Source organism: Bradyrhizobium sp. USDA 10063 (assembly GCF_054063735.1).
Window position 1 is genome coordinate 7,118,715 of sequence record NZ_JBSSGP010000002.1, and the last position, 24,711, is coordinate 7,143,425.

Genomic DNA, 24,711 nt, shown 5'->3' on the forward strand with positions numbered 1-24,711 from the left:
GGTGGAGGGTGGGGCGGTGGCATGCTCGAAGTTCTCTTTATCGGTCTTAGTGTCGGGTCGATCCTGCTTCTGGTCGCCCTCGGTCTTGCCATCACCTATGGCGCGATGGGCGTGATCAACATGGCCCATGGCGAGATGGTGATGGTCGGCGCCTACGTCACGGTGCTCTCCGGCATCTGGCTCGGCACCAATATCTTCGTGGCGATCCCGCTCGCCTTCATCGTCACCGCGCTGCTCGGGCTGCTGATCGAGCGTGTCGTGGTGCGGCGTCTTTACGGTCGCCTGCTCGACACGCTGCTCGCGACCTGGGGCATCGCCATCCTGATCCAGCAGGCAGTGCGGCTGGAATTCGGCCTGTCGTTTCTCGGCATCCATATCCAGGGGCTCGGACCCGGCCTACAGAACGTCGCCGTTCCGCCGTTCCTGCAGGGCACGTTCTCGATCCTCGGCGCCGATATCAACCGCTACCGCACCTTCATCATCCTGGTGACCGCGATCCTCGCGCTTGTGACCTGGTTCATCATCTACCGCACGTCTGTTGGCACGCAGGTGCGCGCCATCATCCGCAATCCAAAGATGGCGGCGGCCTGCGGCATCGATGTGACCCGCGTCAACGCGCTGACCTTTGCCTTTGGTTCAGGCCTTGCCGGCGTCGCCGGCGTGATGATGTCCGGCTTCAAGACCGTGTTTCCCGACATGGGCACCTCGATGGTGGTCGACGGCTTCCTCGTCGTGGTCATGGGCGGCGTCGGCAGCCTGCTCGGCTCGGTGCTGTCAGCCGGCATCCTCGGCGAGATCAACGGGCTCGTCGCAGCCGCGACCAACGACATCCTGGCACGCGCCGTCGTGTTCGGCGTCGTCATCGCCATCATCGTGCTCAAGCCGAAGGGCCTGTTCGCCCTGAAGGGGCGCTAGCGATGCCGATGAAACGCAGGATCGACTGGGCGATCTATGCCGCGTTCGTGGTGCTGGTGATGCTCCTGCCGCTGGTGATGGATGCGTTCTGGCTCAATCGTGTCGCAAAATATCTCGTGTTCGGCATGCTCGGCGTCGCGGTGGCGCTGTCCTGGGGCTATGCCGGCATCCTCAATCTCGGCCAGGGCCTGTTCTTCGGCGCCGGCGCCTACATGCTGGCGATGTCGCTGAAGCTCGCGAGCACCACCAGCCTGCAGCAGGGCTCCGACAAACCGGTGCCGGACTTCATGCTGTGGAACGCCGAGCCGGGCGCGCCGACCGAACTCTGCTGCATCAACAAGGCCTCTTTTCTGTGGCTGCCGTTCCAGAGCCAATGGTTCGGCGTTGCCATGGGACTGATCCTGCCGGTGGTGCTCGCAACCATCCTCGGCACCATCGTGTTCCGCAAGCGCATCTCCGGCGTGTTCGTCTCCATCATCACGCTGGCGCTGGTGCTGTTGGTCCGGCTGGTGGTGATCGACTCGCAGCCCGTCACCAACGGCTTCAACGGGCTCACCGATCTCGGCTGGTTCAATGTCGCGGGCCTTGAGTTCGATCCTTACATCGTTCCCACGTACTATCTCGTCGCGGTCTCGCTCAGCCTCGTCCTTGTCGGCGCGCGGCTCCTGATCGACACGCGCTCCGGCCTGATCCTGCAGGCGGTGCGCGACGACCAGAACCGCGCCCGCTATCTCGGCTTCGACGTGCCGGCCTACCAGACCTTCTTCTTCGCGGTCTCGGCGGCGATCGCGGGCTTTGCCGGCATGCTCTACGTGATCGTGTCGGAATTCGCGTCACCGACCTTCATGGATTTGACCTTCTCCATCACCATGGTGGTGTGGGCCGCGGTCGGTGGGCGCGCCTCGATCCTGGGGGCCTGCATCGGCGCGATCCTGATCAACACGATCTCGGCCACCGTCAGCGAGACCGAAGGCTTTGCCGAAGCCTGGAAGGCGATCATCGGCCTGATCTTCGTGCTGGTGGTGCTGTATCTGCCGCGCGGCCTAGCCGGGCTCGCGCATGATTTCATCGATCGCTTGCTGGCGCGGAAACCTGCGGCCTCGCCGCAGGCGCTGCGGGTGAGCGAAACCTCGTCGCAACTGGCGGAGTAGGCGATGGCGCAGGCGGCACTCACCATCGACGGCTTGAGCGTGGATTTCGAGGGCTTCAAGGCCGTCAACGGCGTGACCATGACGGTCGACGACGGCGAGTTGCGCGTGCTCTTGGGCGCCAACGGCGCCGGCAAGACCACGCTGATGGACCTGATCTCCGGCAAGACCAAGTCGACCGACGGCCGCGTCTATCTGCACGACACCGACATCACCAACTGGGAAGAGCACAAGATCGCGCGCGCCGGCATCGGGCGGAAATTCCAGATTCCGAGCGTGTTCAAGGAGCTCACGGTCCGCCGCAATCTCGAAGTGGCGAGTTGCAAGAAGCCCGGCGTGTTCGCCAATCTGCGCTTCGGCTTCGGCACCGATGCGGAGCGCAATGTCGACGAGGTGCTGGAGCTGATCGGCCTCACCGAGGAGCAGGACCGTATCGCCGCCTATCTGAGCCACGGCCAGACCCAGTGGCTCGAGCTCGGCCTTCTGATCACGCAGAACCCGAAGATCATCCTGCTGGACGAGCCGACCGCGGGCATGACGCAGGCCGAGACCCACAAGACCTCCGAGATCGTCAACAACCTCAAGGGCCGGCACACTATCATCGTGGTCGAGCACGATATGGCCTTCGTCCGCGAGATCGCGGAGCGTATCACGGTGCTGCATCTCGGCCAGGTGCTGGCCGAGGGGGATGTCGAGCAGATCGAGAACGATCCGAAGGTGCGCGAAGCCTATCTGGGATCGAAGGGAATTTCGTGATGCTCGCCTTTGCCCATGTCGACAGCTTCTATGACCGCAGCCACATCCTGCACGATGTCTGCCTCGACGTGCCCGACGGCAAGGTGACCGCCGTCATGGGCCGCAACGGCACCGGCAAGACCACGCTGCTGAAGACGCTGATGGGGCTCACCGACCGCATGGGCGGCGAGATCAGGCTCGATGACGACGACCTCGGCACGAGGCCAACGTTCCAGCGCGCGCGGGCGGGCATCGCCTATGTGCCGCAGGGCCGCGAGATCATCCCGGACTTCTCGATCCGCGAAAACATCCTGATGGGCTCGTTTGCCCGCAACGACGGCAAGCGCGAGATCCCGCCGCTGGTGGCGGAATTGTTCCCGTATCTCATGAACAATCTCGATCGCAATGGCGGCGTGCTGTCCGGCGGCCAGCAGCAGCAGCTCGCGATCGCGCGCGCGCTCGCCGCCGATCCGAAGATCATCCTGCTCGATGAGCCCAACGAAGGCATCCAGCCCTCGATCGTCGAGGAGATCGAGAACGTCATCATCCGCCTCAACCGGGACGTCGGGCTCACCGTCATCCTGGTCGAGCAGAACGTATCGTTCGTCCGCCGCGCCGCGCATCGCTTCGCCATGATGGAGAAGGGGCGCGTGGTGGCGTCGGGCGAGATCGGCGAGCTCAGCGACGCACTGGTTCACCGCCACATGGCGGTGTGAGCGGGCGACGCGGGGGAGGCAACGGTGCGTGAAGACCAAAAACCAGTGACCAGAAAACCGCAAGGAGAGCGATATGCTGCACGGTGATATTACTTCCAGCAACGACACGGTGGGCGTCGCCGTCGTGAACTACAAGATGCCGCGCCTTCACACCAAGGCGGAGGTGCTCGCCAACGCCCGCAAGATCGCCGACATGATCGTCGGCATGAAGACCGGCCTGCCCGGCATGGATCTGGTGATCTTCCCGGAATATTCCACTCACGGCATCATGTACGACTCCAAGGAGATGTACGAGACCGCGTCCGTCGTGCCGGGCGAGGAGACCGAGATCTTTGCCGAAGCCTGCCGCAAGGCGAAGGTCTGGGGCGTGTTCTCGCTCACCGGCGAGCGCCACGAGGAGCACCCGAAGAAGGCGCCCTACAACACACTGATCCTGATGAACGACAAGGGCGAGATCGTGCAGAAGTATCGCAAGATCATGCCCTGGGTGCCGATCGAGGGCTGGTATCCCGGCAACTGCACCTATGTCTCGGAGGGGCCGAAGGGCCTGAAGGTCTCGCTCATCATCTGCGATGACGGCAACTATCCCGAGATCTGGCGCGACTGCGCGATGAAGGGCGCCGAATTGATCGTGCGCTGCCAGGGCTACATGTATCCGGCCAAGGACCAGCAGGTCATCATGGCCAAGGCGATGGCCTGGGCCAACAACGTCTATGTCGCGGTCGCCAATGCCGCCGGTTTCGACGGCGTCTATTCCTATTTCGGCCATTCGGCGATCATCGGCTTCGACGGCCGCACGCTCGGCGAATGCGGCGAGGAGGACTACGGCGTGCAGTATGCCCAGCTCTCGAAGTCGCTGATCCGCGACGCGCGCGCGAATGGCCAGTCGCAGAACCACCTCTTCAAGCTGGTCCACCGCGGCTACACCGGCATGATCAATTCCGGCGATGGCGACCGTGGCGTCGCGACCTGCCCCTACGAGTTCTATTCGAAGTGGATCGCCGATCCGGAAGGGACGCGCGAGATGGTCGAATCCTTCACGCGCTCGACCGTCGGCACCGAGGAATGCCCGATCGAGGGAATCCCGGCCAAGAAGGTCGCACATCGCTGAACTGGAATATGATGCGGCGCCGGCCGAATGATCGGCCGGCGCACGCGAAGTCATGAAACAAGAGAGGATGCGCCGTCATGACTCTCGATTACGAAACCTACGACCTCGGCGACGTCAGGCTGCAGCGCGGTGCGACCCTGCGCGGCTGCAGGCTGGCGTACAAGACCTTCGGCACGCTGAACGCCGCGAAGGATAACGTCATCGTCTATCCGACCTGGTATTCGGGCCAGCACTACGACAATGAGTGGCTGATCGGGGAGGGCCGCGCGCTCGACCCGAAGAAGTACTTCATCATCATCCCGAACATGCTGGGCAACGGGCTGTCGTCATCGCCGAGCAACACGCCAGAGCCCTACAACGGCCCGCGCTTTCCCTACGTGACCGCGTACGACAATGTGCGCGTCCAGCACCGGCTGGTGACCGAGAAATTCGGCATCAAGCACGTTCGTCTTGTGACCGGCTGGTCGATGGGCGCGCTGCAGACCTTCCACTGGGGTGCGCTCTACCCTGATATGATGGACCTGATCGCGCCGTTCTGCGGTTCGGCCAAGTGCTCCCGGCACAATTTCGTCTTCCTCGAAGGCGTGAAGGCGGCGCTGACGGCGGATGCGGTCTGGAAGGAAGGCTGGTACACCGAGAAACCGGCCCGTGGCTTGCGCGCCGCGGCCCGCGTCTACGCCGGCTGGGGATTCTCGCAGGCGTTCTATCGCGAGAAGCTCGATCTCGAGGCGCTGGGCTACTCCTCGCTGGAAGACTTCCTGGTCGCGTTCTGGGAAGGCTTCTTCCTGCCCAAGGATGCCAACAATCTCCTGACCATGCTCTGGACCTGGCAGAACGGCGATATCAGCGACAACGAAATCTACAACGGCGACTTCAAGGCGGCGCTGGGCGCGATCAAGGCCAAGGCTTACGTCATGCCCGGTCAGACCGACCTCTATTTTCCGCCGGAGGACAGCAAGTTCGAAGTCGAGCACATGCCGAACGCCGAGTTCGTTCCGGTCCCCTCGATCTGGGGGCACTTCGCGGGCGGTCCCGGCACCAACCCTGCGGATGTCGATTTCATCGATGCGAAGCTGAAGGAACTGCTCGCGAAGTGACGGCCGGAGCATGATGAGATCAGGTCAAACTGTATCCGAGGCTGCACCCCCTCTCCCGCTTGCGGGAGAGGGTTGGGGTGAGGGTATCTCCGCGACGGGACTTTCCGTGGGAAGAGAGCCCTCACCCGGCGCGGAGCCTGTGCTCGGACAGCGCAACGCGCTGATCCGAGTGCGCCGACCTCTCCCGCAAGCGGGAGAGGTGAAGATGTGGGAAGGAGACTGCGATGCTGCGCATCGACCGTGTGCTCGGTAGCCGGCTGGAGCCGGAACTGTCCGAGGAGCTGCATCGGCTCGAGCATCGCGGCGCAGTCGATGTCGTCAACGTGCCCGTGGCAGATCTGGCGCGGCGGCGGCTCTTGATCACCACCCGCGGCGGCGTCGAGCTGGCGATCGCGCTGCCGCGCCACCAGAAACTGTTCGATGGCGCGGTGCTCGTGCTGGAGAACGACAGCGCGATCGTCGTGCGGGCGGCGACCGAGCGCTGGCTGAAGCTCGAGCCGCGCTCGATCGCGGATGCGATCGAGCTCGGCTATCACGTCGGCAACCTGCATTGGCGCGTCCGCTTCGGCGGCGAGGTGCTGTTCGTGGCGCTGGAAGGCCGGCCCGAGGATTACATCGCGCGACTGGAGGACATGGTCGCCTCGCGCCGCGTCGGCATCAGCGTGCTCGACGAGGAGGAGGACGTGCCGGACCATACGGCATCGGAGGACGGCCACGACGGGCATCACGTCCACCACCACGACCAGAGCCATTAAGCGATGCTGTCGACCTTGCGAGCGCTATGGCAGGCGGATGGGGCGTTTCCCAGCGGCTCCTTCGCCTTCTCCTATGGGATCGAGGGCATCATCGCCCTGCGCCACGGCCTCGACGCGCGCGAATTGAAGCGGCTGGTGTCGGCGGCTCTGAAGCACCGCTGGGCCAGTTACGACCGCGTCGCACTGTTGCGCGCCTTCCGTTGCAACGGCGATCTCGCCGTCATCGCCGCCGTCGATCGCGAGGTGGAGGCGTCGACCCTGGTTGAGAGCCTGCGCACGGGCTCGCGCCGCAACGGTGCGTCGTTTCTCGCGTCGCATGCGCGGATCGGCAACGATCTCGCGGCCATCCTGCGCGACGCGGTGCGCTCGGGCGAATGCCTCGGCCATATCGCGGTCATGCAGGGCGCGGTCTGGTCTTCGGTCGGGCTCGACGAAAACCTGGCGCAATTGACCTCGGGCTACACCGTCGCCTCGGGCCTGATCACTGCCGCCATCCGCTTAGGGGCGGTCGGCGCGCTGCAGGGGCAGGAGGTGCTCGCCGATTGCCTGCCGCTGATCGAGCAGCTCGCGATGAGCGAGACGGCGCCCGATGCCGAGCTCGAAAGCTTCGCACCTTTCCTCGACATCGCCGCGGCGCGCCACGCGCAGGCCGATCTGCGGCTGTTTGCCAATTGAGAGTGAGACAGCATGCTGCTGACGCCCACGGAACTGGAACGGTTGACCATCTTCAACGCCGCCGAACTGGCGCGCCGCCGCCGTAACAGGGGATTGAAGCTGAACTATCCGGAGGCGGTCGCTGTTATCACCGACGAAATTCTCGAAGGCGCGCGTGACGGCCGCTCGGTCGCCGATCTGATCGGCCATGGCTCCACGATCCTCTCCACCGATGACGTGCTGCCCGGGATTGCTGCGATGATGCACATCATCCAGGTCGAATGCGTCTTCCCTGACGGCACCAAGCTCGTCACCGTGCATGAGCCGATCCGCCCGCCGCCGGGCGCTGCCGCCGACACCGAGCATCCCGGCGTCATCACTGCGCTCGACGGCCAGCTCGAGCTCAACGCCGGGCGGCGTCAAGTGAAGCTCACGGCCGTGAACACCGGCGACCGTCCGATCCAGATCGGCTCGCATTTCCATTTCTTCGAGGTCAACAAGGCGCTCGAGTTCGATCGCGCGAGCGCCTTCAACATGCGGCTCGACATTCCCGCCGGCACGGCGGTGCGTTTCGAGCCCGGCGCGTCGAAGGAGGTGTCGCTGGTCGAATTCGGCGGGCGCCGCGAACTGACCGGGCTCAACAATCTCACCGACGGCGTCGGCAGCGATCCCGCCGTGCGCGACGCCGCGCTGGCGCGAGCACGCGCGCGCGATTTCAGGGGAGCATAAGGTGGCGATCATCGAACGGCGCGACTACGCCGCACTTTATGGCCCGACCACCGGCGACTCCGTCCGCCTTGGTGATACCTCGCTGATCGCCGTGGTCGAGAAGGATCACGCCGTCTATGGCGACGAGTGCCTGCACGGTGGCGGCAAGACCTTGCGCGACGGCATCGGCATGGCCGGCATCACCTCGGCCGAAGGCGCGCTCGACTTCCTGCTCTGCAATGTCATGGTGATCGATCCCGTCATCGGCATCGTCAAGGGCGATCTCGGAATCAAAAACGGCCGCATCGTCGGCATCGGCAAGGCCGGCAACCCTGCGATCATGGACGGCGTCGATCCGCGGCTGATCGTTTCGACCGGCACCACCGTGCGCGATTGCGAGGGCCTGATCGCGACGCCCGGCGCGATCGACGTCCACGTTCATTTCGACAGCGCCGGCCTCGTCGAGCATGCGCTTGCCAGCGGCATCACCACCATGATCGGCGGCTCGCTCGGGCCGATCACGGTCGGCATCGATTCCGGCGGTCCCTTCAACAATACCGGCAAGATGCTGCAGGCCGCCGAAGCCTGGCCGATGAATTTCGGCTTCCTCGGCCGCGGCAATTCGCATCGCGCGCCGCCGATGGTCGAGCAGCTCGAGACCGGCGTGATGGGACTGAAGCTGCACGAGGACTGGGGCTCGATGCCGGCCGCGATCGACACCTGCCTCCGCGTCGCCGACGAGTACGATTTCCAGGTCCAGATCCACACCGATACGCTGAACGAATCCGGCTTCGTCGAGAACACGCTGGAAGCGATCGGCGGCCGCACCATCCACATGTACCACACCGAAGGCGCCGGCGGCGGCCACGCGCCCGACATCATCCGCGTCGCCGGCGAGATGCACTGTCTGCCGTCGTCGACCAACCCGACCAATCCGTTCACGGTCAACACCTTCGACGAACATCTCGACATGACCATGGTCTGCCACCACCTCAATCCGGCGATCCCGGAGGATGTGGCGTTCGCGGAAAGCCGGATCCGTGCGCAGACCATCGCCGCCGAGGACGTGCTGCACGACATCGGCGCGATCTCGATGCTCGGCTCAGACAGCCAGGGCATGGGCCGCATCCACGAGGTGATCTGCCGCACCTGGCAGCTCGCCTCGAAGATGAAGGATCAGCGCGGCGCGCTGCCGGACGATCGCCAAGGCTTTGGCGACAACGCGCGCATCCGCCGCTATGTCGCGAAATACACCATCAATGCGGCCAAGACCTTTGGCATCGCCGACCATGTCGGCTCGCTGGAGGACGGCAAGCTTGCGGACATCGTGGTGTGGCGGCCGGCGTTTTTTGGCATCAAGCCGGAGCTGGTGATCAAGGGCGGCTTCATCGCCTGGGGCGCGATGGGCGACAGCGCGGCCTCGCTGATGACCTGCGAGCCGATGCTGATGCGCCCGCAATGGGGCGCATTCGGCCGCGCGCCGGCGGCGCTGTCAGCTTGCTTCGTGCATCCGCTGGCGCTGGAGCGCGATCTCGCCGGCTCGCTCGGTCTGTCGAAGCAACTGCTGCCGGTGAAGGGGACGCGAAAGCTCTCCAAGCGCGACATGCTCTGGAACGATCTTTGTCCGAAGATCACCGTCGACCCCGAAACCTTCGACGTCTTCGTCGACGGCGCGCTCGCGACCTGCGAGCCGGCGCGCGAACTGCCGCTGGCGCGGCGCTATATGCTGAGGTGATGCGATGCTCGACAAGCTACGCCCTGCTGAGCGCACTGCAGTCCACACCGGTCCGGCCGCGGCGCGCGTCGGCATCGGTGGTCCCGTCGGCTGCGGCAAGACCGCGCTGATCGAGGCGCTGATCCCGGTCCTGCAGCGCCGCGGCATCGATTTCGCCGTGGTGACCAACGATCTCGTCACCAAGGAGGATGCCGAGCGGTTGCGCCGTTCCGGCCTGATCGATCCGGCGCGTGTCTCGGCGGTCGAGGCGGGCGCCTGTCCGCACACCGTGATCCGCGAGGACCCGACGCTCAACATCGCCGCCGGCGACGATCTCGAAGCGCGGTTTCCCGGGCTCGAACTGATTCTGTTCGAATCCGGCGGCGACAATCTCGCCTCGACCTTCTCACTCGATCTGGTCGACTGGTGGATGTTCGTGATCGACGTTGCCGGCGGCGACGACATTCCGCGCAAGAAGGGACCGGGCCTGCTCCGTTGCGATCTCCTCGTCGTCAACAAGGTCGATCTTGCGCCGCATGTCGGTGTCGAGCTCGAACCGATGCTTGCCGAGGCTGTCAGGGTGAGGGGTGGGCGGCCGGTGCTTGCGACCAACGCGCGCTCCGGTGCCGGCATCGAGGCGGTTGCCGATGCGATCTCTGCCGCTGTCCTCTTCCGCGTTTGACTCCGGCCGCCACGCCGAGGCGCATCTCGCCGCGGATCTCGCCGGCGGCCGCACCATGCTCCGGCGCCAGCATGTCGGCTATCCCTTTCACGTCACCCGCGGCTTCTATCTGGACGCCGCGCGACCCGAGTTGCTGACGCTCTATCTGCAATCGGCCTCCGGCGGCCTCTATGCCGGCGACCGCCTCAAGCTCGATGTGACGGTTAGCCCCAACGCTGCATTTCACCTGACGACACAGGCGTCCACCGTGGTGCATCACGGACGCTGCTCCGGCGCGCTGCAGCAGCAATCCATCACGGTCGGTCCGGGCGCGTTCTGCGCGATCGCGAGCGATCCCTATGTGCTGTTTCCCGGCGCCGATCTGTGCCTCGACACGATCGCGACCGTCGCCGACGATGCAGTGCTGCTCCTGGCCGACGGATTCGCCGTGCACGATCCGCGGCAGGCGGGGCGGCCGTTCGCGTCGTTCTCCAGCCGGCAGCGCATCCTGCGGCCGGATGGCCGCACCCTGCTGCTCGATCGTGGATCGATCCGCGGCGATGAGATGCGCGCTGGAGCGCTCGGCGACATGGCGGCCGTCGCGACCGTCGTGCTGATCGCCCCGCCGGACAAATTGCCCGATGTCGGAACGCTCGGCCAGATCGTCGACGGAAGCGGCTGCCTGTCCGGTGCTTCGGCGGCGCCGAACCAGGCTGGGCTCGCGATGCGGATATTGGCACCGGACGGTGGTACGCTCGCGCGCGGGCTCGAGGCGGCGTTCCATGTCGCCGGACGCGCGGCACTTGGCTCTGATCTCGCGCGCCGCCGCAAGTAAGCACAACGCCTGATGAATTGCAGCCGCGATTGACACTGCGCTCCCTCTCCCGCTTGCGGGAGAGGGCTGGGGTGAGGGTGCTTCCACGATGGGACTTTTCGTGTGGAGAGAGCCCTCACCCGGCGCTATGCGCCGACCTCTCCCGCAAGCGGGAGAGGTGAAGTCAACGGGGCTGCTCAGCGCCGCGCCAGGCGGAAGTAGAGTTCGGACAGCCGCCCCGGCAGATCCTCGATCCGGTGCACCATCATCGTGTTGCCTCGCCCGAAGATCCGCGACGACGCCTCAATGCCGGCCTTGCCGAGCACCACGCCGTAGGCATCGATGCCGCCGTTCTTGAGGCCGAGCGCGGCGCGCCGCGCATCCTCGACGAGGTCGAGCGGATCGGAGACGTCGATATCGGACGGCTCGCCATCGGTCAGCACGATCACAAGCTTGCGGCCGGAATTGGTCTTGCCGATGACCTTCCCCGCATGGCGCAGCGCGGTGCCGAGCCGCGTCGACAATCCGGATCGCAGTCCGGCGAGCCGCGCCACGCAGCTTCGGTCATACGGCTCCTCGAAGGACTTTACCGTGGTCATCCTGACGTCGTCGCGTCCGTCCGAAGCGAACGCCAGCAGGCCGAAGGGATCGCCGAGCCTTCCCATCGCCTCCGCCAGCACCGCAACCGCCAGCCGTTCGACATCGAGAACGGTTGCGCCGGAGGCGAGCCGGTCGCGCGTCGACTCGGAAACGTCGATCAGGAGCAGCGCCGCGAGATCCCGATGAACTGATGTCGATGAGCGGAACACGCGCGGATCCGGCTCCTGTCCGATGCGCAGCGCGATGCCGGCATCGAGCGCGGCGTCGATATCGATGTCGTGGCCCTCATGCTGCCGGTTGAGACGAATGGTGCGGCCGATCCGCACCCCGCGCACCAGTCGTCCGATCCGGCTGCGCAGCGCCTCGGCGTGGTCGAGCGCCGCCTCGATCAGGCGCGGATCACTGGGGTGCGCGGTGACCTCGCGCACCGTGGTCCATTCGGGGCGCTCGATGCCATGCGCGCGGTCCCATTCCGGGTATTTCGCGATGATGGTGCCGCGCTGGTCTGGCGCCACCGGCCGGCCGTGTCCGAGCGCTTCACCTTGCTCATCCGGCTCGTTGTTGTCACCGTCCCGCGCTTCCTGGCGCTCCATCCGCACCGCATCGACAGGCAGCTCCATCACCTCGCCCGCGGGAGGAGCATTCTCGCCAAAGTCCCAGAGTCCTGATCCATCATCGCGATAGACGGGTTCGACGACGTAGGTCTTGACGTTGAACTGCACCCGCATCTGGCCGAGGTCGTTGCCCAGGAGCATGCCGATCTCGCGGCTGATGGCGGGATCCTCGATGCGAGGCAAGGCTGCGGCGAACATCGCGCGGCCCTTGGCGACGAAGCTGTCGTCATCGGCATAGGCTGGATCGAACAGCGCCCGCGCCAGCCGCGCCATCAATGTCGGCGCCGCGACGACGCCCGACGGCGTGGCCACATGGTAGGGCGCCCACAGCCGCCGCAGGCCCGGCAGTTGCCGCATCGCCAGCGTCTCGATGCGGGCGTCCTCGATCAGGTTGACGAGCGCGATCTGCAGCGGCTTCAGCGTGCCGACCGGAAACAGGCCGTTGCCCAGCACCAGATGCGCCTGCGCATGCGCCGCCGCCGCCCGGAACAGCGCTCGCGCAGCATCGCCCTGCACGCCGCGAAAGGTTTCCGGCAGCCGGATCAGGGGGCCGGCAATCGAGGTGCGCCGCTGCGGCGCCTGGCTGTTGTCGGCGGCAAAGCTGCGCAGCAAAGGCGGCTTGCCCCAGAGCGCGGTGACGAAGGCCTTCAGCTCGATCTCGGTTTCCAGGAACGTCACGCCGCCGAGATCGCGGGCGATCATGCGGTGCGCGAGTTCGTCCTCGAGGCGGAAGAACGCCAGCCGCCGCGCCTTGTTGCCGGAGGCGAATTTCAGTCCGGCCGCGACGAAATTCTCGAAGGCGTCGATCGTGCCGGGGGCGAGAATTGCGGCGATGTTGTCTGCGACCGGCGCAACCGATTCCGGCGCTTGCAGCGCCAGCACATCCATCACCCGCCACCATCTTGCCAGCGTCGGACCGCTGCCGAAGACGCGTGTGGCAACCGGCAGCGCCTGCAGCGCGGCGGTCGCAGCCTGCGCGCCGGCGTTTCGGCAGATGTCGGCGGCCATCTGGCCTGCCACCAGCAGCGGTGCGATCTCCTGCCTGCCGGCAGCGCCGCTCTTGCTGGCCTCCCAATAGGCGATCAGGCAGGCGGGACCTGCATTGACATGGGCGAGCGTCAGCACGGCGCCGGCCCAGGCTTCGAGCTCGTTGACATCGAAACGATGCGAGAGATCGTCCCAGGCTGTCAGGAACAGCGGCCGCAACGTGTCGCGCTGGAGCATCAGGCGATGGATTTGGCGCGTCGCGCTGTCCTCCTCGTCGGGAGGCACCAGATGCAGCGTGACCTGTTTGGCTGCGTTCACGGCAGGCAGGCCTGGATGGCGTCGCTGAGCGCTGCGCGGATATCTGGATTGTCCGTGATCGGCAGCACGATGGAGGATTGCACGGCGACATCGAGCGGTAATCCCGCGCGCACCATCCGACCGGCATGGATCAGCATGCGGGTGGAGGCGCCTTCGTCGAGGCCATGGCCCTGCAGATTGCGCGAGCGCTGCGCGATCGCAACCAGGATGCCGGCAAGCTCGTCGTCGGTGCCGCTTTCGCGGACGATGATGGCGGCTTCGGTGGTCGGCGGCGGATAGGAGAAATCGATCGCGACGAAGCGCTGCTTGGTCGATTCCTTCAGGTCCTTGACCGCGCTCTGGTAGCCCGGATTGTAGGAGATCGTGAGCTGGAAATCGCTGTGCGCCGGCACGATCTCGTTGTGCTTCTCCAGCGGCAGGATACGCCTGGCATCCGTGAGCGGATGGATCACCACCGTGGTGTCCTGCCGCGCCTCGACGATCTCGTCGAGATAGCAGATCGCGCCGTGGCGCACCGCAAGCGTCAGCGGCCCGTCGTGCCACACGGTTCCCTGCGGCTCGAGCAGGTAGCGTCCGGCAAGGTCGGCGGCGGTCATGTCCTCGTGCGCCGCCACCGTGATCAGTGGCTTGCCGAGCCGCCAGGCCATGTGCTCGACGAAGCGGGTCTTGCCGCAGCCGGTCGGTCCCTTCAGCATCACCGGCAGGCGCTCGACATAGGCCGCCTGAAACGTCTCGATCTCATGGCCGAGCGGCTGGTAGTAGGGCTCGTCGGCGATCCGGTAGGCGTCGAGATTCATGAAACATCCTCCGTGCATGACGAAGGATTGATGCCGCAAGGCCGAGCGCCACCGTCCCTTCGTGAATGGGATTGGCAGTCGTTGCCTTGAAACACGCTGCAGCATCGAAGCGTGCGGACAGGCGATCAAACGCCTCAGGTCGCGATTAGAACGCGAAAGGGGCGCCAAGACAAGCGGAATGCGGGGTGGCAAGCGGTGCCGCCGGTGGCCTCGCCCTTCGAGACGCCGCTTCGCGGCTCCTCAGGGTGAGGGGAAAGAGTGGCGTGCACTGCTCTCAACCTCACTCTCAGTGTCGTCCCGGCCTTGGGTGAGGGCCTCGATCTCCGCGTGCGATCTCGGCGGCGTCTCAGCGCCGTAGATGACGAGGATCGGAATATCCGCGCGCCGAGTTCGCGGCGAGCAAAATTCCGGACGGCCGGCCTTACGCCGCAAGTCGTTCAAGTCCCTTCCAGTCGAAGTTGACGCCGTGGCCGGCGCGGGTCGGCGCCAGTGCCATGCCTTCTTCGAGCACCAGTGGATGCTCGATATAACGATCGAGGCCAAAGCCGTGCGCCTCGAGGTAGGAACGGTTCTGGCAGGCCGCGAGCAGGTGCACGGTGATGTCGTGCGCGCCGTGGCTGGTGACGGGAAGATTGAAGGCTTCGGCAAGCCGCGCAATCTTCATGAACGAAGTCACGCCGCCGCAATTGGTGACATCAGGCTCCGGATAGGAGACCGCGCCATTGGCGATGTAGTTCTTGAACTCCCAGAGCGTGCGTAAGTTCTCGCCCGCCGCGATCGGCACGCCGCCTGCAGCGAGGATCCGGGCGTGGCCGGCGACGTCGTCAGGAATGATCGGCTCTTCGAGCCAGGTGAGATCAAACGGCTGCAGCGCCCGCGCCGCGCGGATGGCTTCCTCCACCGTCCATTTCATGTTGGCGTCGGCCATCAACGGAAAGCCGTCGCCGAGATGCTTGCGCATCGCCTGCACGCGCGCGACGTCGGAGCCGAGATCGGGTCGACCCACCTTCATCTTGATGGCGCGAAAGCCCTTGCCCAGATTGTCGTCGGTCTGCGTCAGCAGGGCATCCACCGACAGATCGAGGTCGATGCCGCCGGCATAGCAGGGGACGCGCTGATCGAACCCACCGAGCAGGCGCCAGAGCGGAAGTTTGGCGCGCCGCGCCTTCAAGTCCCAAAGCGCGATGTCCAGTGCCGAGAGCGCGAGCACGGTGGGGCCGCCGCGCCCGCCGTAGTGCAGGCCCCACCAGACATGGTGCCACAGCGCTTCGGTATCGTCGGCCTCGCGGCCCTCGATCAATTCGGGAACCTCGCGCCGAAGGATGTCGGCGATGGCGCCGCCATTGCGACCGACCGTGTAGGTGTAGCCCACGCCCTCGGCGCCGTCAGCATCGCGCGCGCGAACGGTGATGAGCTCGAATGCCTTGATTTCGCCATGCGTGCTGTCGGACAGCGTGACCGACAGCGGAATCCGGTAGAGCCCGGTCTCGATAGTCTTGATACGTGCCATCGCGTTTCCACCTGTTTTTCTTGCAGGTTAGGACGATGCCGGCGGAGCGACAATCCCTTCCGTCGGGGAGCGCGTTGGTGATGCCAGCGTGCGATTTTGAAAGAGTGTTGGCAGGTTCGGGAAGACCGGCCTCTGCTCCAGAGGGATAGTAGCGGGCACAAGACGGAACCATCCATCGTCATCGTGAGGTCTGAATGCCCGAGCCGCGTCCATCTCCCGCACGTTCCGTGCTGGGATCACTCGTGTTGATCGGCGTCGTCGTTGCCGGCAGCGCGGCCGCCTTCGCCTACACCGCGGGGTGGCTTTCGCCCGAGCGCCTCACGCCCTGGAAGATGTTGGAGGCGTTGGCGCCTCCCAGCGGCCCGGCGCTCGGTCACCGCCGCAATCACGCCAAGGGTATCTGCTTCACCGGCGTCTTCGAAGCCAACGGCAATGGCGCCGCGATCTCGCGTGCTTCGGTGCTTGCTGCCGGCCAGTATCCGGCGCTGGGACGCTTCAATCTGGGCACGCCCAATCCGGAAGCCGCGGATGCCACGGTCCGCGTGCGCGGCTTGGGATTGCGGATCATGCCGCCGAATGGCCAGGAATGGCGCACGGCGATGATCAATGCGCCGGTCTTCGCTGCTTCGACGCCGGAAGGCTTTCACGAACTGCTGGTCGCAGCGGGCAGCAAGGACCCCAACGCCATGAAGGCGTTTGCCGAAGCGCATCCGGAGTTTGCGCCGTTCGGCGCGTGGGCCAAGACTGCGCCCTGGACCGGCAGCTATGCCGAGGATCGCTTCAACGGCCTCAACGCTTTCATCTTCACCGATAGTTCCGGCGCCGATCACGCGGTGCGATGGTCGTTGCTGCCGGAGGCGAAAGTCGCACCCGTCACACAGGATGATCTCAAGAAGCTTGGTCCTGATTTCCTTGAACAGGAGATCACGCAGCGCGTTCGCAGCGGCCCGCAGCGTTGGACCATGGCGGTGACGGTTGCCAATCCCGGCGATCCCACCGCGGATCCGACCAAAGCCTGGCCGGAGGATCGTCGCACCGTCGAGGTCGGCACGCTCGTCGTGCAGCGGATCGAAGCCGAGGCGGATGGTCCTTGCCGCGATATCAACTTCGATCCGACCGTCCTGCCTCCGGGCATGCGCACATCGGACGACCCTTATCCGGCCGCACGGTCGTCGGTCTACGCCAAGTCGTACGATCTCCGCACGGCGGAGGCCAAGGATTATCCACGAACCGTAACGGGCCCGAAGCCATGAACGCGATCCGCCATCACTTCTCTCCCTTTCAGCGCCTGCTGCACTGGATCATGGCAATCTGCATCCTGACGATGCTGTTCATCGGCGTCGGCATGGTATCGACGATCATGCCGAAATACGTGCCGCTGGTCTCGATCCACAAGACGCTCGGCACCGTGATCTTTGTGCTGGCGCTGATCCGCCTGGTCACGCGCTTCTATTACGGCGCACCGGCGCTGCCGGCCGATCTGCCGGAGCCGATGAAGCTCGCCGCGGAGTTGTCGCATTACGCGCTCTACGCCCTCATGATCGGCATGCCGCTGCTCGGCTGGGCCATGCTGTCGGCATCAGCCTATCCCGTCGAGCTATACGGCGGCATCTACCTTCCCGCGATCCTGCCGCAGAGCGACAGCCTGCGTACGCTATTGTGGAATGCGCATTTCTATCTGGCGTTCGCATTCTTTGCGCTGATCCTGATGCATGTCGCCGCGGCGCTGTTCCACGCGCTGGTGCGCCATGACGGCGTGTTCGCAGCGATGGCGCCGGTGCCGATCCACGATGAAGCCACGCGGGCCGAGTACAGAGCGGCCGAGTGAGATCACAAAACTCGCTTGCGCCGATAGCACATGTCTTGAGGCTCGTCAGACCGCAGGGGACGTCAGTGGATCGCCGCGACAAGATTCCCGACGCAAGTTAACCGGGTCGACAGGCCAACGCTGCAAGCGGCGGACCCAGGAGCATGGCGAATGAAGAATTGGCAACGGGGCAGGGAAGCGCGCGATGCTCGCGTCGAGGCCGGCGCGAAACTGGCGAAGGGCAAGATCGTCGAAGCGCGCGACGCCACCCGCCTGATGGAGGCGGTGATACGGCCGGGCGACCGGGTGTGCCTGGAGGGCGACAACCAGAAGCAGGCGGACCTGCTGTGCCGCGCGCTGCTCGCCGTCGACCTGGCCAAGGTGAATGGCCTGCATATGGTGCAGTCCGGCGTCGTGCTGCCGGAACATCTCGATCTGTTCGATCGCGGCGTCGCGACGAGGCTCGACTATGCCTATTCCGGACCGCAGTCAGCGCGCATCGCGCGCATGCTGTTCGGCGGCAAGATCGAACTCGGCGCCGTTCATACCTATCTCGAATTGTTCGCCCGCTATTTCATCGACCTCACGCCGCAGGTCGCGCTGATCGCGGCCGTCAGCGCCGATCGCGACGGGAACCTCTATACCGGGCCGAACACCGAGGACACGCCGACGGTGGTTGAGGCCACCGCCTTCAAGAACGGCATCGTGATCGCCCAGGTCAACGAGATCGTCGACAAGGTGCCGCGCGTCGATATCCCGGCGGATCGGGTGCAGTTCGTGGTGGAGGCCGACAAGCCGTTCTTCGTCGAGCCGTTGTTCACGCGCGATCCCGGCGCGATCACCGAAGGGCAGATTCTGACCGCGATGCTGGCGATCAAGGCCATCTACGCGCCCTACGGCGTGCGGCGGCTGAACCATGGCATCGGCTTCTCCACCGCCGCGATCGAACTGCTGCTGCCGACCTATGGCGAGCGGCTGGGGCTGAAGGGCAAGGTCGCCCGCCATTTTGCGCTCAATCCCCATCCGGCGCTGATTCCGGCGATCGAATCGGGCTGGGTCGAGCAGATCCATTGCTTCGGCTCGGAAGTCGGCATGGACGACTATATCCGCGCCCGGTCCGACGTCTTCTTCACCGGGCCCGACGGCTCGCTGCGTTCCAACCGCGCCTTCTGCCAGACCGCCGGCCTCTATGCCTGCGACATGTTCATCGGCTCGACGCTGCAGATCGACCTGCAGGGCAATTCCTCTACCGTCACCACGTCGCGCATCGCCGGCTTCGGCGGCGCGCCGAACATGGGCGCCGATGCCCGCGGGCGGCGCCACCCGAGCGAACCCTGGCTGCAGGCCGGCCGCGAGGCCGATCCCGACGGCTCGGCGCTGCTCCGCCGTGGCCGAAAGCTGGTGGTGCAGATCGGCGAGACCTTCGGTGAAAAGAATGTGCCGCTGTTCGTCGAGAAGCTCGACGCGCTCGCGCTCGCCGAGAAGCTCAAGCTCGATCTCGCCCCGGTGATGATCTATGGCGACGACGTCACCCACATCGTCACGGAGGAGGGCGTCGCGAATCTGTTGCTGTGCCGTGATGCGAATGAGCGCGAACAGGCGATCCGCGGCGTCGCCGGTTACACCGATGTCGGCCGCAGCAGGGACAAGAAAATGGTGCAGCGGCTGCGCGAGCGCGGCGTGATCCGTCGGCCGGAGGATCTCGGCATCGATCCGCTCGACGCCGACCGAAGCATGCTGGCGGCGCGCTCGATCAAGGATCTGGTCCGATGGTCAGGCGGGCTCTACGCGCCGCCCTCGCAATTCCGCAACTGGTGAAAGGATAGCGGCGATGGAAGACTTGAGCTTTCACCATCAGGCCCGCGGCCGTGCCGGCGGGACCAGGCAAATGGCCATCGTCGGGGTGGTGGCTTCCGGCAATCTGGAAGTGCTGGCGGAACGCGTGCTGCCCGAAACGGAATGCCTGCTGCAGATCAAGACGGCGGCCGAAGGCTTTGGCGAGGTGTGGGACGCCGTGGTCGCCGACTTCGTCGAGCGCTACTCGCCCGGCGGGCTCAAATTCTCCATCAATGACGGCGGCGCGCGACCCGACACCGTGTCGCTGCGTCTTGCCCAGGCCGTCCGGTTGATGGCGGAGGACGAGCAATGAGCGTCGCGGGTCTGGAAAGTTCGTCGGTGGATCAGGCGAGGGCGACAAGCTTTTACGAGGCATCGGCGCGGGCACGGGTCCGGCTGCTGCTCGATCCCGGGAAGCTTTGTCGAGTTCATCGGCCCCGAACAGCGCGAAGTCAGCCCGCATCTGAAGCTGTTCGATCTTCCCGCGCAGTTCGACGACGGCATCATCGTCGGCCGCGGGAGCCTTGCAGGATCGCCGGTGTTCATCGCGGCGCAGGAAGGCCGCTTCATGGGCGGCGCCTTCGGCGAGGTCCACGGCGCCAAGCTGACCGGATTGCTGCGCGCGGCGAAGGAGCTCAAGTCTGTTCCGGTCTTGATCCTGTTCGATACCGGCGGCGTCCGCCTGCAGGAGGCCAATGCGGGCGAGCTCGCCATTGCCGAGATCATGCGCGCGGTGGTCGAGGCGCGGACCGCGGGCGTGAAGGTGATCGGGCTGATCGGCGGCCGCTCGGGATGTTATGGCGGCGGCGGATTGATCGCGGGCTGCTGCTCGGCGCTCGCGGTGTCCGAGCAGGGACGGATCGCGGTCTCCGGGCCGGAAGTCATCGAGACCAATCGCGGCGTCGAAGAGTTCGATTCGCGCGACCGAGCCCTGGTGTGGCGCACCATGGGCGGCAAGCACCGGCGGCTGATCGGCGGGGCCGACCTCTTCGCCGACGACACCGTGCAAGCCTTCCGTGAGGCTGCCGTGGAATTGCTTGAAACCACCACGGGCTTTGGCATCGACACGCTGAACGCCGAGCAGTCCCGCCTCGAAGATCGATTGCAGCGCTTTGGCGCCTGCCGGGATGCGCTGGAGATCTGGGCAGCGCAGGGCGTTCCGGACGTTGCGTCTGTTCCTGCGTTGCCGGCCGATCAGTTCATCGAACTTGCCGACAAAGTCCGGAGGATTGCCCGTGACGCTCGATAGGATTCTCGCCTCGATGTTTCCCGACGGCCACGACGTGAAGGACGATCATGGTGTTCTGATCGGGTTCGGCACGTTGCGATCCGGAGGTCGCGCGCTGGTCATCGGTGTCGCGGATAGAACCGCGCTGGGCGTCGACGAGGCCATCAGGCTCTCCCGCATCGTTCTTGGCTCGATCAAGAGCGCAAGCGGTCCGATCCTGGTCATCGTCGACAGTGACAGCCAGCGCATGAGCAAGCGCGATGAGCTTCTGGGATTGAACGAGTTCCTGGCCCATCTCGCCAAGTCGCTCATCCTTGGGGACATCCAGGGACGTCCGACCATCGGCCTGTTGTACGGCCACTCGGCGGCCGGCGCCTTCCTCGCCACCGCGCTCGCGACCCGCGTGCTGGTGGCATTGCCGGGCGCCGATCCGGCGGTGATGGACCTGCCGTCGATGTCCAAGGTGACGAAACTGCCGATCGAGGTGCTGGAGCAGAAAGCCAAGTCCACGCCGGTGTTCGCTCCCGGCCTGCAAAATCTCGTTCAGCTCGGCGCCGTGCATGTCACCTGGGACGACACCGTCTCGCTGGCCGATCAATTGGAAAAACTGCTGCGCAACATGCCCGATGCGCGCGACCGACGCGACGCGCTCGGCAAGGAACGCGGTGGCCGGATGAAGGCCGCCGATATCGCGGAGCGCGTCCGTGAGCTTGCCATGCAAACCCCGCTGAGGGACCGATGAGGCGCCATGACCTGATCTTTGTCCGCCCCGAAAGCTGGTGCGAAGCGCTTGCTGCGCGGAGCGATCTGGCGGCCGATCCGCTGGTCGCGCCATGGGTCGAGAACGGCTGGCCGTTGATCGGCCGGCGGGCCACGCCTTGCGAGCGACATGGTGTGGCGGTGGGCCTGCCATTGCCGCCTTTTGCCGGCAAGCGGCGGCTTTCCTTCCTGATGCAGGCCGAAGACGTGCACTCGATCGCGCCGCCGCCCTCGTTGGGGGAAGCCGGCAGAATGGCGCCGCGCGCGTGGCGGCCGACGCTCGAACGTCTCGATGAACTCGCTTCGCTTCATTCAGTGGAAGCAAGGGTGTTCGGCAGCCTTGCCTGGTGCGTGTTGACCGGACTGGATTATCTGACCGATCGTTCCGATCTCGATCTGCTGCTGCGCATTGGTCGCGACACGGATGTCGCCTGCCTCGTCGCTGGTCTTGCCGAGATCGAGGCGCTGGCGCCGATGCGGCTTGATGGCGAGGTGGTCCGTGACGACGGCGCAGCCGTGAACTGGCGGGAGTTGCACGCCGGCGCCGACCAGGTCCTGGTCAAGACCATCGGCGGCGTTGCCTTGCTCGATACAAGTCTTTTCCTCGCTGGAGAGATACGATCATGAGTGTTGCTCTGGCATGGAGCGCGCAGCAGCGGGCGCCTCTTCCACAGGTGAAGGCGCCGTGCGCGCCTAATGCGGCGGCGATCGCGGCAAGCGCGGTCGATTGCCTGCTGCTGGAATTGGAGACATGGCCGAAGCCCGGCCTCGTGAGTCACATTGATCGCGGCAGCCACGAGGATATGGATGCCGGGATGCTGCGCGTCAGTGCTGAAACCATCGGCCCATATTTCGCAACGTTGGCGGAAGCCGGCGCCAGTGGCTGCGCGATGGAGCGGCTGAGGATCATCGGTCTCGAAGCCGAGGCGGCGATGTTTGCCGCGACGTCGGGCGTCAATACGCATCGCGGCGCCATCTTCGGCCTCGGGCTGCTGTGCGCGGCGGCCGGAGCAAGAAGCAACGGGCTGGTCGATCCCGCTTTGTCGTTAGGAGCAACCGTGACCTGCTTGTGGGGCAGCAGCATCCTCGGTGGGCCTGTGCTGCTCCACAGCCATGGGATGAGGGCCCGTCGTCGTTTCGGTGCCGGTGGCGCACGCTCGGAAGCGGCCAAGGGATTTCCCAGCGTCTACCACGTCGGCCTGCCGGCCTTGCGCAGGGGAGCTCTTATTGCTGCCGATGACGCGGAGGCCGCACGGGTCGAAGCGTGCTTTGCGCTGATCGCCGTCGTCGAGGACACCAACCTGCTGCACCGCGGCGGGCTGGACGGCCTGCTGTTTGCGCGCCGCGTGGCGCGGCAGTTTCTCGGCCGGGGCGGCGTAGGTGCGCCGGATTGGCGGGAGCGTGCCGGTGCCATCCACGATAGCTTCGTCGTCCGCCGGCTCAGCCCCGGCGGATCGGCCGATCTGTTGGCCATGACTCTTTTCGTCGATGCTCACGAAAGGTCCTGTCCGTGATGTCCGATGCGATGCTGGGCTTGCCATGACCCTCGCAATCCTCTGCTCCGGGCAGGGACGGCAGCATCGCGATATGTTCGCTCTTACCGGCGATGCCCCCGAGGCCGCCAGCCTGTTTGCCCATGCGGCGACTCTGCTTGGCGGCCGCGATCCGCGCCAGATCGTCCGCAGCGAGACCGCGGAAGCGCTGCACCACAATCGTATCGGCCAGATCCTCTGCACGTTGCAGGCACTGGCCGCAGCGTCCGTGCTGCGCGACCAAATGCCGGACCGGCTCATCGTCGCCGGCTACAGCGTCGGCGAGGTCGCGGCCTGGGGCGTCGCGGGCCTTGTGAGCATGACGGATACGCTCGACCTCGTGGCCTGCCGCGCGGAAGCGATGGACGATGCCACGCGTCCCGGCGACGGAATGCTGTTCGTTCGCGGCCTTGCCCGCGATGTGATCGATAGCTTATGCGAGCGCCACGATGCCGAAGTCGCCATCGTCAATCCGGGCGATGCATTCATCCTGGGCGGAAGCCGCGCAGCATTGAACGCGCTCGCCGATGATGCGAAGGCGATGAATGCGGCCCGGGTGGTCGACGTGCCGGTGGAGGTTGCATCCCACACCAGCCGCCTTGCCAAAGCGTCGACGGAATTCCGCGACCGGTTAAGCCAGCTTGCCGTGACGTCTCTGCCAGCCGGCGGCATACGGCTTTTGAGCGCAATCGATGCCGCGCCCGTCATTGACGTCAAAACCGGGCTCGACAAGCTGGCGGCCCAGATCTCGCAAACGGTGCAATGGGCCGATTGCCTGCAGGCCTGCATCGAGAGCGAAGCGACGGTGTTTCTGGAACTCGGGCCGGGACGCGCGCTGAGCGAGATGGTGGCTGGCGCCCATCGCGGTGTCCCGACCCGATCCCTGGATGACTTCAGAACGCTCGGAGGGGTGCGCGCGTGGTTGGCTAGCCATCTCGAGCGCTAAGTTTCATGCGGGAAGCTACTCGAATGCCGCGTCGAAGATCTCGATGTCGATCAGCGCGGGCTTCGCAATCAGCGTGTCATCGGGCTGACGCGACAGGCAACGCCGGAGCGTGGGAATGACGATGTCGTTGAACTTCTGGTGCGCCCAGGTCAGGTGCGCGACTGCCACGCCTGCGGCCTCGTAGTCCAATCGCCGCTGCAGCCCGTCGCTATCGAAGTAGAAGATCTGCTCCCGCGAATGCGTAACGATGGTCGGCGGGAACAGCGCGCGGAGGCGCCGCCAGATCTGGTTGCCGGTGTTCCAGGGAGGCAGCTCTTCGGTCTCAATTTCCGGTTGCGCAAGCAGGAATGGGGTCGTCAGACAGTTCCAGAGCGAGAGGCCGCAAAAATAGGCCAGGCGCAGATCGTCCCACGGCGTGTCGTCGTGGTGATCCGAGAAGGCCGTCTGCGGGTCGCGGCACGATCGCAGGATCTCGCCTTGGAGGCTCTGGATGGCGACCCAGTCGGGCTGATACAGGCCGCATCTGTCGGGGGCGGTGAAGCCGGTGAATTGCAGCGTCTGTACCTCGGTCGATCCTTCCACGACCATGTCCTTGAGCCGCCCTGCATTGCCGATGCGGGAGAAAAGCGCGCCGTCGATGGAAATGTGGACGGTGAATCTTTTCAAGCGACGCCATCGTTCCAGGCCACCGCAGGCCTCGAGAGCGTCATCAAGCAATGCCATTCGCAAATCCCGTCTTCGACCAGCGC

At 65.4% G+C, this 24,711-nt stretch carries 24 protein-coding genes and 1 pseudogene; 21 read left to right on the top strand and 4 right to left on the bottom strand.

The window, feature by feature from the left end:
• Nucleotides 1-21: 21 nt before the first annotated feature.
• The 12 genes from urtB (at nucleotide 22) to ACVJGD_RS35660 (ending at nucleotide 11,049) form a co-directional block, all read left to right on the top strand.
• Complete coding sequence (urtB, locus tag ACVJGD_RS35605) at nucleotides 22-915, top strand: urea ABC transporter permease subunit UrtB (protein WP_456638576.1); 894 nt, start codon at nucleotides 22-24, stop codon at nucleotides 913-915.
• A gap of 59 nt (nucleotides 916-974) precedes the next feature.
• Nucleotides 975-2,066, top strand: coding sequence for an urea ABC transporter permease subunit UrtC (gene urtC, locus ACVJGD_RS35610; RefSeq protein WP_456640482.1), 1,092 nt, complete (start codon nucleotides 975-977; stop codon nucleotides 2,064-2,066).
• Between the two features lie 3 nt (nucleotides 2,067-2,069).
• Nucleotides 2,070-2,819 carry an urea ABC transporter ATP-binding protein UrtD gene (gene urtD / locus ACVJGD_RS35615; protein WP_456638577.1) on the top strand — a complete coding sequence of 250 codons (750 nt, stop codon included), beginning with the start codon at nucleotides 2,070-2,072 and terminating at the stop codon, nucleotides 2,817-2,819.
• Nucleotides 2,819-3,514, top strand: coding sequence for an urea ABC transporter ATP-binding subunit UrtE (gene urtE / locus ACVJGD_RS35620; protein WP_456638578.1), 696 nt, complete (start codon nucleotides 2,819-2,821; stop codon nucleotides 3,512-3,514). Before urtD ends, urtE begins: the two co-directional genes overlap by 1 nt.
• A 73-nt stretch (nucleotides 3,515-3,587) precedes the next feature.
• Complete coding sequence (locus ACVJGD_RS35625; RefSeq protein WP_456638579.1) at nucleotides 3,588-4,625, top strand: aliphatic amidase; 1,038 nt, start codon at nucleotides 3,588-3,590, stop codon at nucleotides 4,623-4,625.
• Nucleotides 4,626-4,702: 77 nt separating this feature from the next.
• Nucleotides 4,703-5,722 carry an alpha/beta fold hydrolase gene (locus ACVJGD_RS35630; protein WP_456638580.1) on the top strand — a complete coding sequence of 340 codons (1,020 nt, stop codon included), beginning with the start codon at nucleotides 4,703-4,705 and terminating at the stop codon, nucleotides 5,720-5,722.
• Nucleotides 5,723-5,946: 224 nt separating this feature from the next.
• Nucleotides 5,947-6,477 carry an urease accessory protein UreE gene (gene ureE, locus ACVJGD_RS35635; RefSeq protein WP_456638581.1) on the top strand — a complete coding sequence of 177 codons (531 nt, stop codon included), beginning with the start codon at nucleotides 5,947-5,949 and terminating at the stop codon, nucleotides 6,475-6,477.
• A gap of 3 nt (nucleotides 6,478-6,480) precedes the next feature.
• Nucleotides 6,481-7,152, top strand: coding sequence for an urease accessory protein UreF (locus ACVJGD_RS35640; protein ID WP_456638582.1), 672 nt, complete (start codon nucleotides 6,481-6,483; stop codon nucleotides 7,150-7,152).
• Between the two features lie 12 nt (nucleotides 7,153-7,164).
• Nucleotides 7,165-7,860: an urease subunit gamma gene (locus ACVJGD_RS35645; RefSeq protein WP_456638583.1), complete on the top strand. Its 696-nt coding sequence runs from the start codon at nucleotides 7,165-7,167 to the stop codon at nucleotides 7,858-7,860.
• A 1-nt stretch (nucleotide 7,861) separates the two neighbouring features.
• On the top strand, nucleotides 7,862-9,574 hold the full coding sequence (gene ureC / locus ACVJGD_RS35650) for an urease subunit alpha (protein WP_456638584.1): 1,713 nt from the start codon (nucleotides 7,862-7,864) through the stop codon (nucleotides 9,572-9,574).
• 4 nt (nucleotides 9,575-9,578) lie between these two features.
• Nucleotides 9,579-10,235 (top strand): urease accessory protein UreG, encoded by a 657-nt coding sequence (ureG, locus tag ACVJGD_RS35655; protein WP_456638585.1) that lies wholly within the window; start codon nucleotides 9,579-9,581, stop codon nucleotides 10,233-10,235.
• Entirely contained in the window at nucleotides 10,201-11,049 is an 849-nt protein-coding gene (locus tag ACVJGD_RS35660; RefSeq protein ID WP_456638586.1) for an urease accessory protein UreD, read from the top strand. Before ureG ends, ACVJGD_RS35660 begins: the two co-directional genes overlap by 35 nt.
• Before the next feature lie 176 nt (nucleotides 11,050-11,225).
• On the opposite strand, the gene ACVJGD_RS35665 is transcribed toward ACVJGD_RS35660, so the two are convergent.
• The 3 genes from ACVJGD_RS35665 to ACVJGD_RS35675 all read right to left on the bottom strand — a co-directional run bounded on the left by ACVJGD_RS35665 (nucleotide 11,226) and on the right by ACVJGD_RS35675 (nucleotide 15,854).
• Nucleotides 11,226-13,547: a VWA domain-containing protein gene (locus ACVJGD_RS35665; RefSeq protein WP_456638587.1), complete on the bottom strand. Its 2,322-nt coding sequence runs from the start codon at nucleotides 13,545-13,547 to the stop codon at nucleotides 11,226-11,228.
• Nucleotides 13,544-14,344 carry an AAA family ATPase gene (locus ACVJGD_RS35670; protein ID WP_456638588.1) on the bottom strand — a complete coding sequence of 267 codons (801 nt, stop codon included), beginning with the start codon at nucleotides 14,342-14,344 and terminating at the stop codon, nucleotides 13,544-13,546. The genes ACVJGD_RS35665 and ACVJGD_RS35670 overlap by 4 nt, the downstream gene beginning before the upstream one ends.
• Before the next feature lie 421 nt (nucleotides 14,345-14,765).
• Nucleotides 14,766-15,854 carry a mandelate racemase/muconate lactonizing enzyme family protein gene (locus ACVJGD_RS35675; RefSeq protein ID WP_456638589.1) on the bottom strand — a complete coding sequence of 363 codons (1,089 nt, stop codon included), beginning with the start codon at nucleotides 15,852-15,854 and terminating at the stop codon, nucleotides 14,766-14,768.
• A 194-nt stretch (nucleotides 15,855-16,048) separates the two neighbouring features.
• Here ACVJGD_RS35675 and ACVJGD_RS35680 point away from each other — a divergent pair, with 194 nt between their 5' ends.
• The 9 genes and pseudogenes from ACVJGD_RS35680 to ACVJGD_RS35720 all read left to right on the top strand — a co-directional run bounded on the left by ACVJGD_RS35680 (nucleotide 16,049) and on the right by ACVJGD_RS35720 (nucleotide 23,962).
• On the top strand, nucleotides 16,049-17,107 hold the full coding sequence (locus tag ACVJGD_RS35680; RefSeq protein WP_456638590.1) for a catalase family peroxidase: 1,059 nt from the start codon (nucleotides 16,049-16,051) through the stop codon (nucleotides 17,105-17,107).
• Entirely contained in the window at nucleotides 17,104-17,682 is a 579-nt protein-coding gene (locus ACVJGD_RS35685; protein WP_456638591.1) for a cytochrome b, read from the top strand. Before ACVJGD_RS35680 ends, ACVJGD_RS35685 begins: the two co-directional genes overlap by 4 nt.
• 150 nt (nucleotides 17,683-17,832) lie before the next feature.
• Complete coding sequence (gene mdcA / locus ACVJGD_RS35690; RefSeq protein WP_456638592.1) at nucleotides 17,833-19,479, top strand: malonate decarboxylase subunit alpha; 1,647 nt, start codon at nucleotides 17,833-17,835, stop codon at nucleotides 19,477-19,479.
• Nucleotides 19,480-19,492: 13 nt separating this feature from the next.
• Nucleotides 19,493-19,810 carry a malonate decarboxylase acyl carrier protein gene (mdcC, locus tag ACVJGD_RS35695; RefSeq protein WP_456638593.1) on the top strand — a complete coding sequence of 106 codons (318 nt, stop codon included), beginning with the start codon at nucleotides 19,493-19,495 and terminating at the stop codon, nucleotides 19,808-19,810.
• Nucleotides 19,807-20,746: pseudogene (locus tag ACVJGD_RS35700) on the top strand (biotin-independent malonate decarboxylase subunit beta). Before mdcC ends, ACVJGD_RS35700 begins: the two are co-directional and overlap by 4 nt.
• Nucleotides 20,733-21,467, top strand: a complete 735-nt coding sequence (gene mdcE / locus ACVJGD_RS35705; protein ID WP_456638594.1) for a biotin-independent malonate decarboxylase subunit gamma — start codon at nucleotides 20,733-20,735, stop codon at nucleotides 21,465-21,467. The pseudogene ACVJGD_RS35700 and the gene mdcE overlap by 14 nt, the downstream one beginning before the upstream one ends.
• A complete protein-coding gene (gene mdcG / locus ACVJGD_RS35710; RefSeq protein WP_456638595.1) occupies nucleotides 21,464-22,111 on the top strand; it encodes a malonate decarboxylase holo-[acyl-carrier-protein] synthase in 648 nt (215 codons plus the stop codon). The genes mdcE and mdcG overlap by 4 nt, the downstream gene beginning before the upstream one ends.
• The gene (gene mdcB, locus ACVJGD_RS35715; RefSeq protein WP_456638596.1) at nucleotides 22,108-22,998 is read left to right on the top strand and encodes a triphosphoribosyl-dephospho-CoA synthase MdcB; all 891 of its coding nucleotides are present in this window, start codon (nucleotides 22,108-22,110) and stop codon (nucleotides 22,996-22,998) included. Before mdcG ends, mdcB begins: the two co-directional genes overlap by 4 nt.
• Before the next feature lie 25 nt (nucleotides 22,999-23,023).
• Complete coding sequence (locus ACVJGD_RS35720) at nucleotides 23,024-23,962, top strand: acyltransferase domain-containing protein (protein ID WP_456638597.1); 939 nt, start codon at nucleotides 23,024-23,026, stop codon at nucleotides 23,960-23,962.
• Between the two features lie 15 nt (nucleotides 23,963-23,977).
• On the opposite strand, the gene ACVJGD_RS35725 is transcribed toward ACVJGD_RS35720, so the two are convergent.
• On the bottom strand, nucleotides 23,978-24,628 hold the full coding sequence (locus ACVJGD_RS35725) for a hypothetical protein (RefSeq protein WP_456638598.1): 651 nt from the start codon (nucleotides 24,626-24,628) through the stop codon (nucleotides 23,978-23,980).
• Nucleotides 24,629-24,711 lie beyond the last annotated feature (83 nt).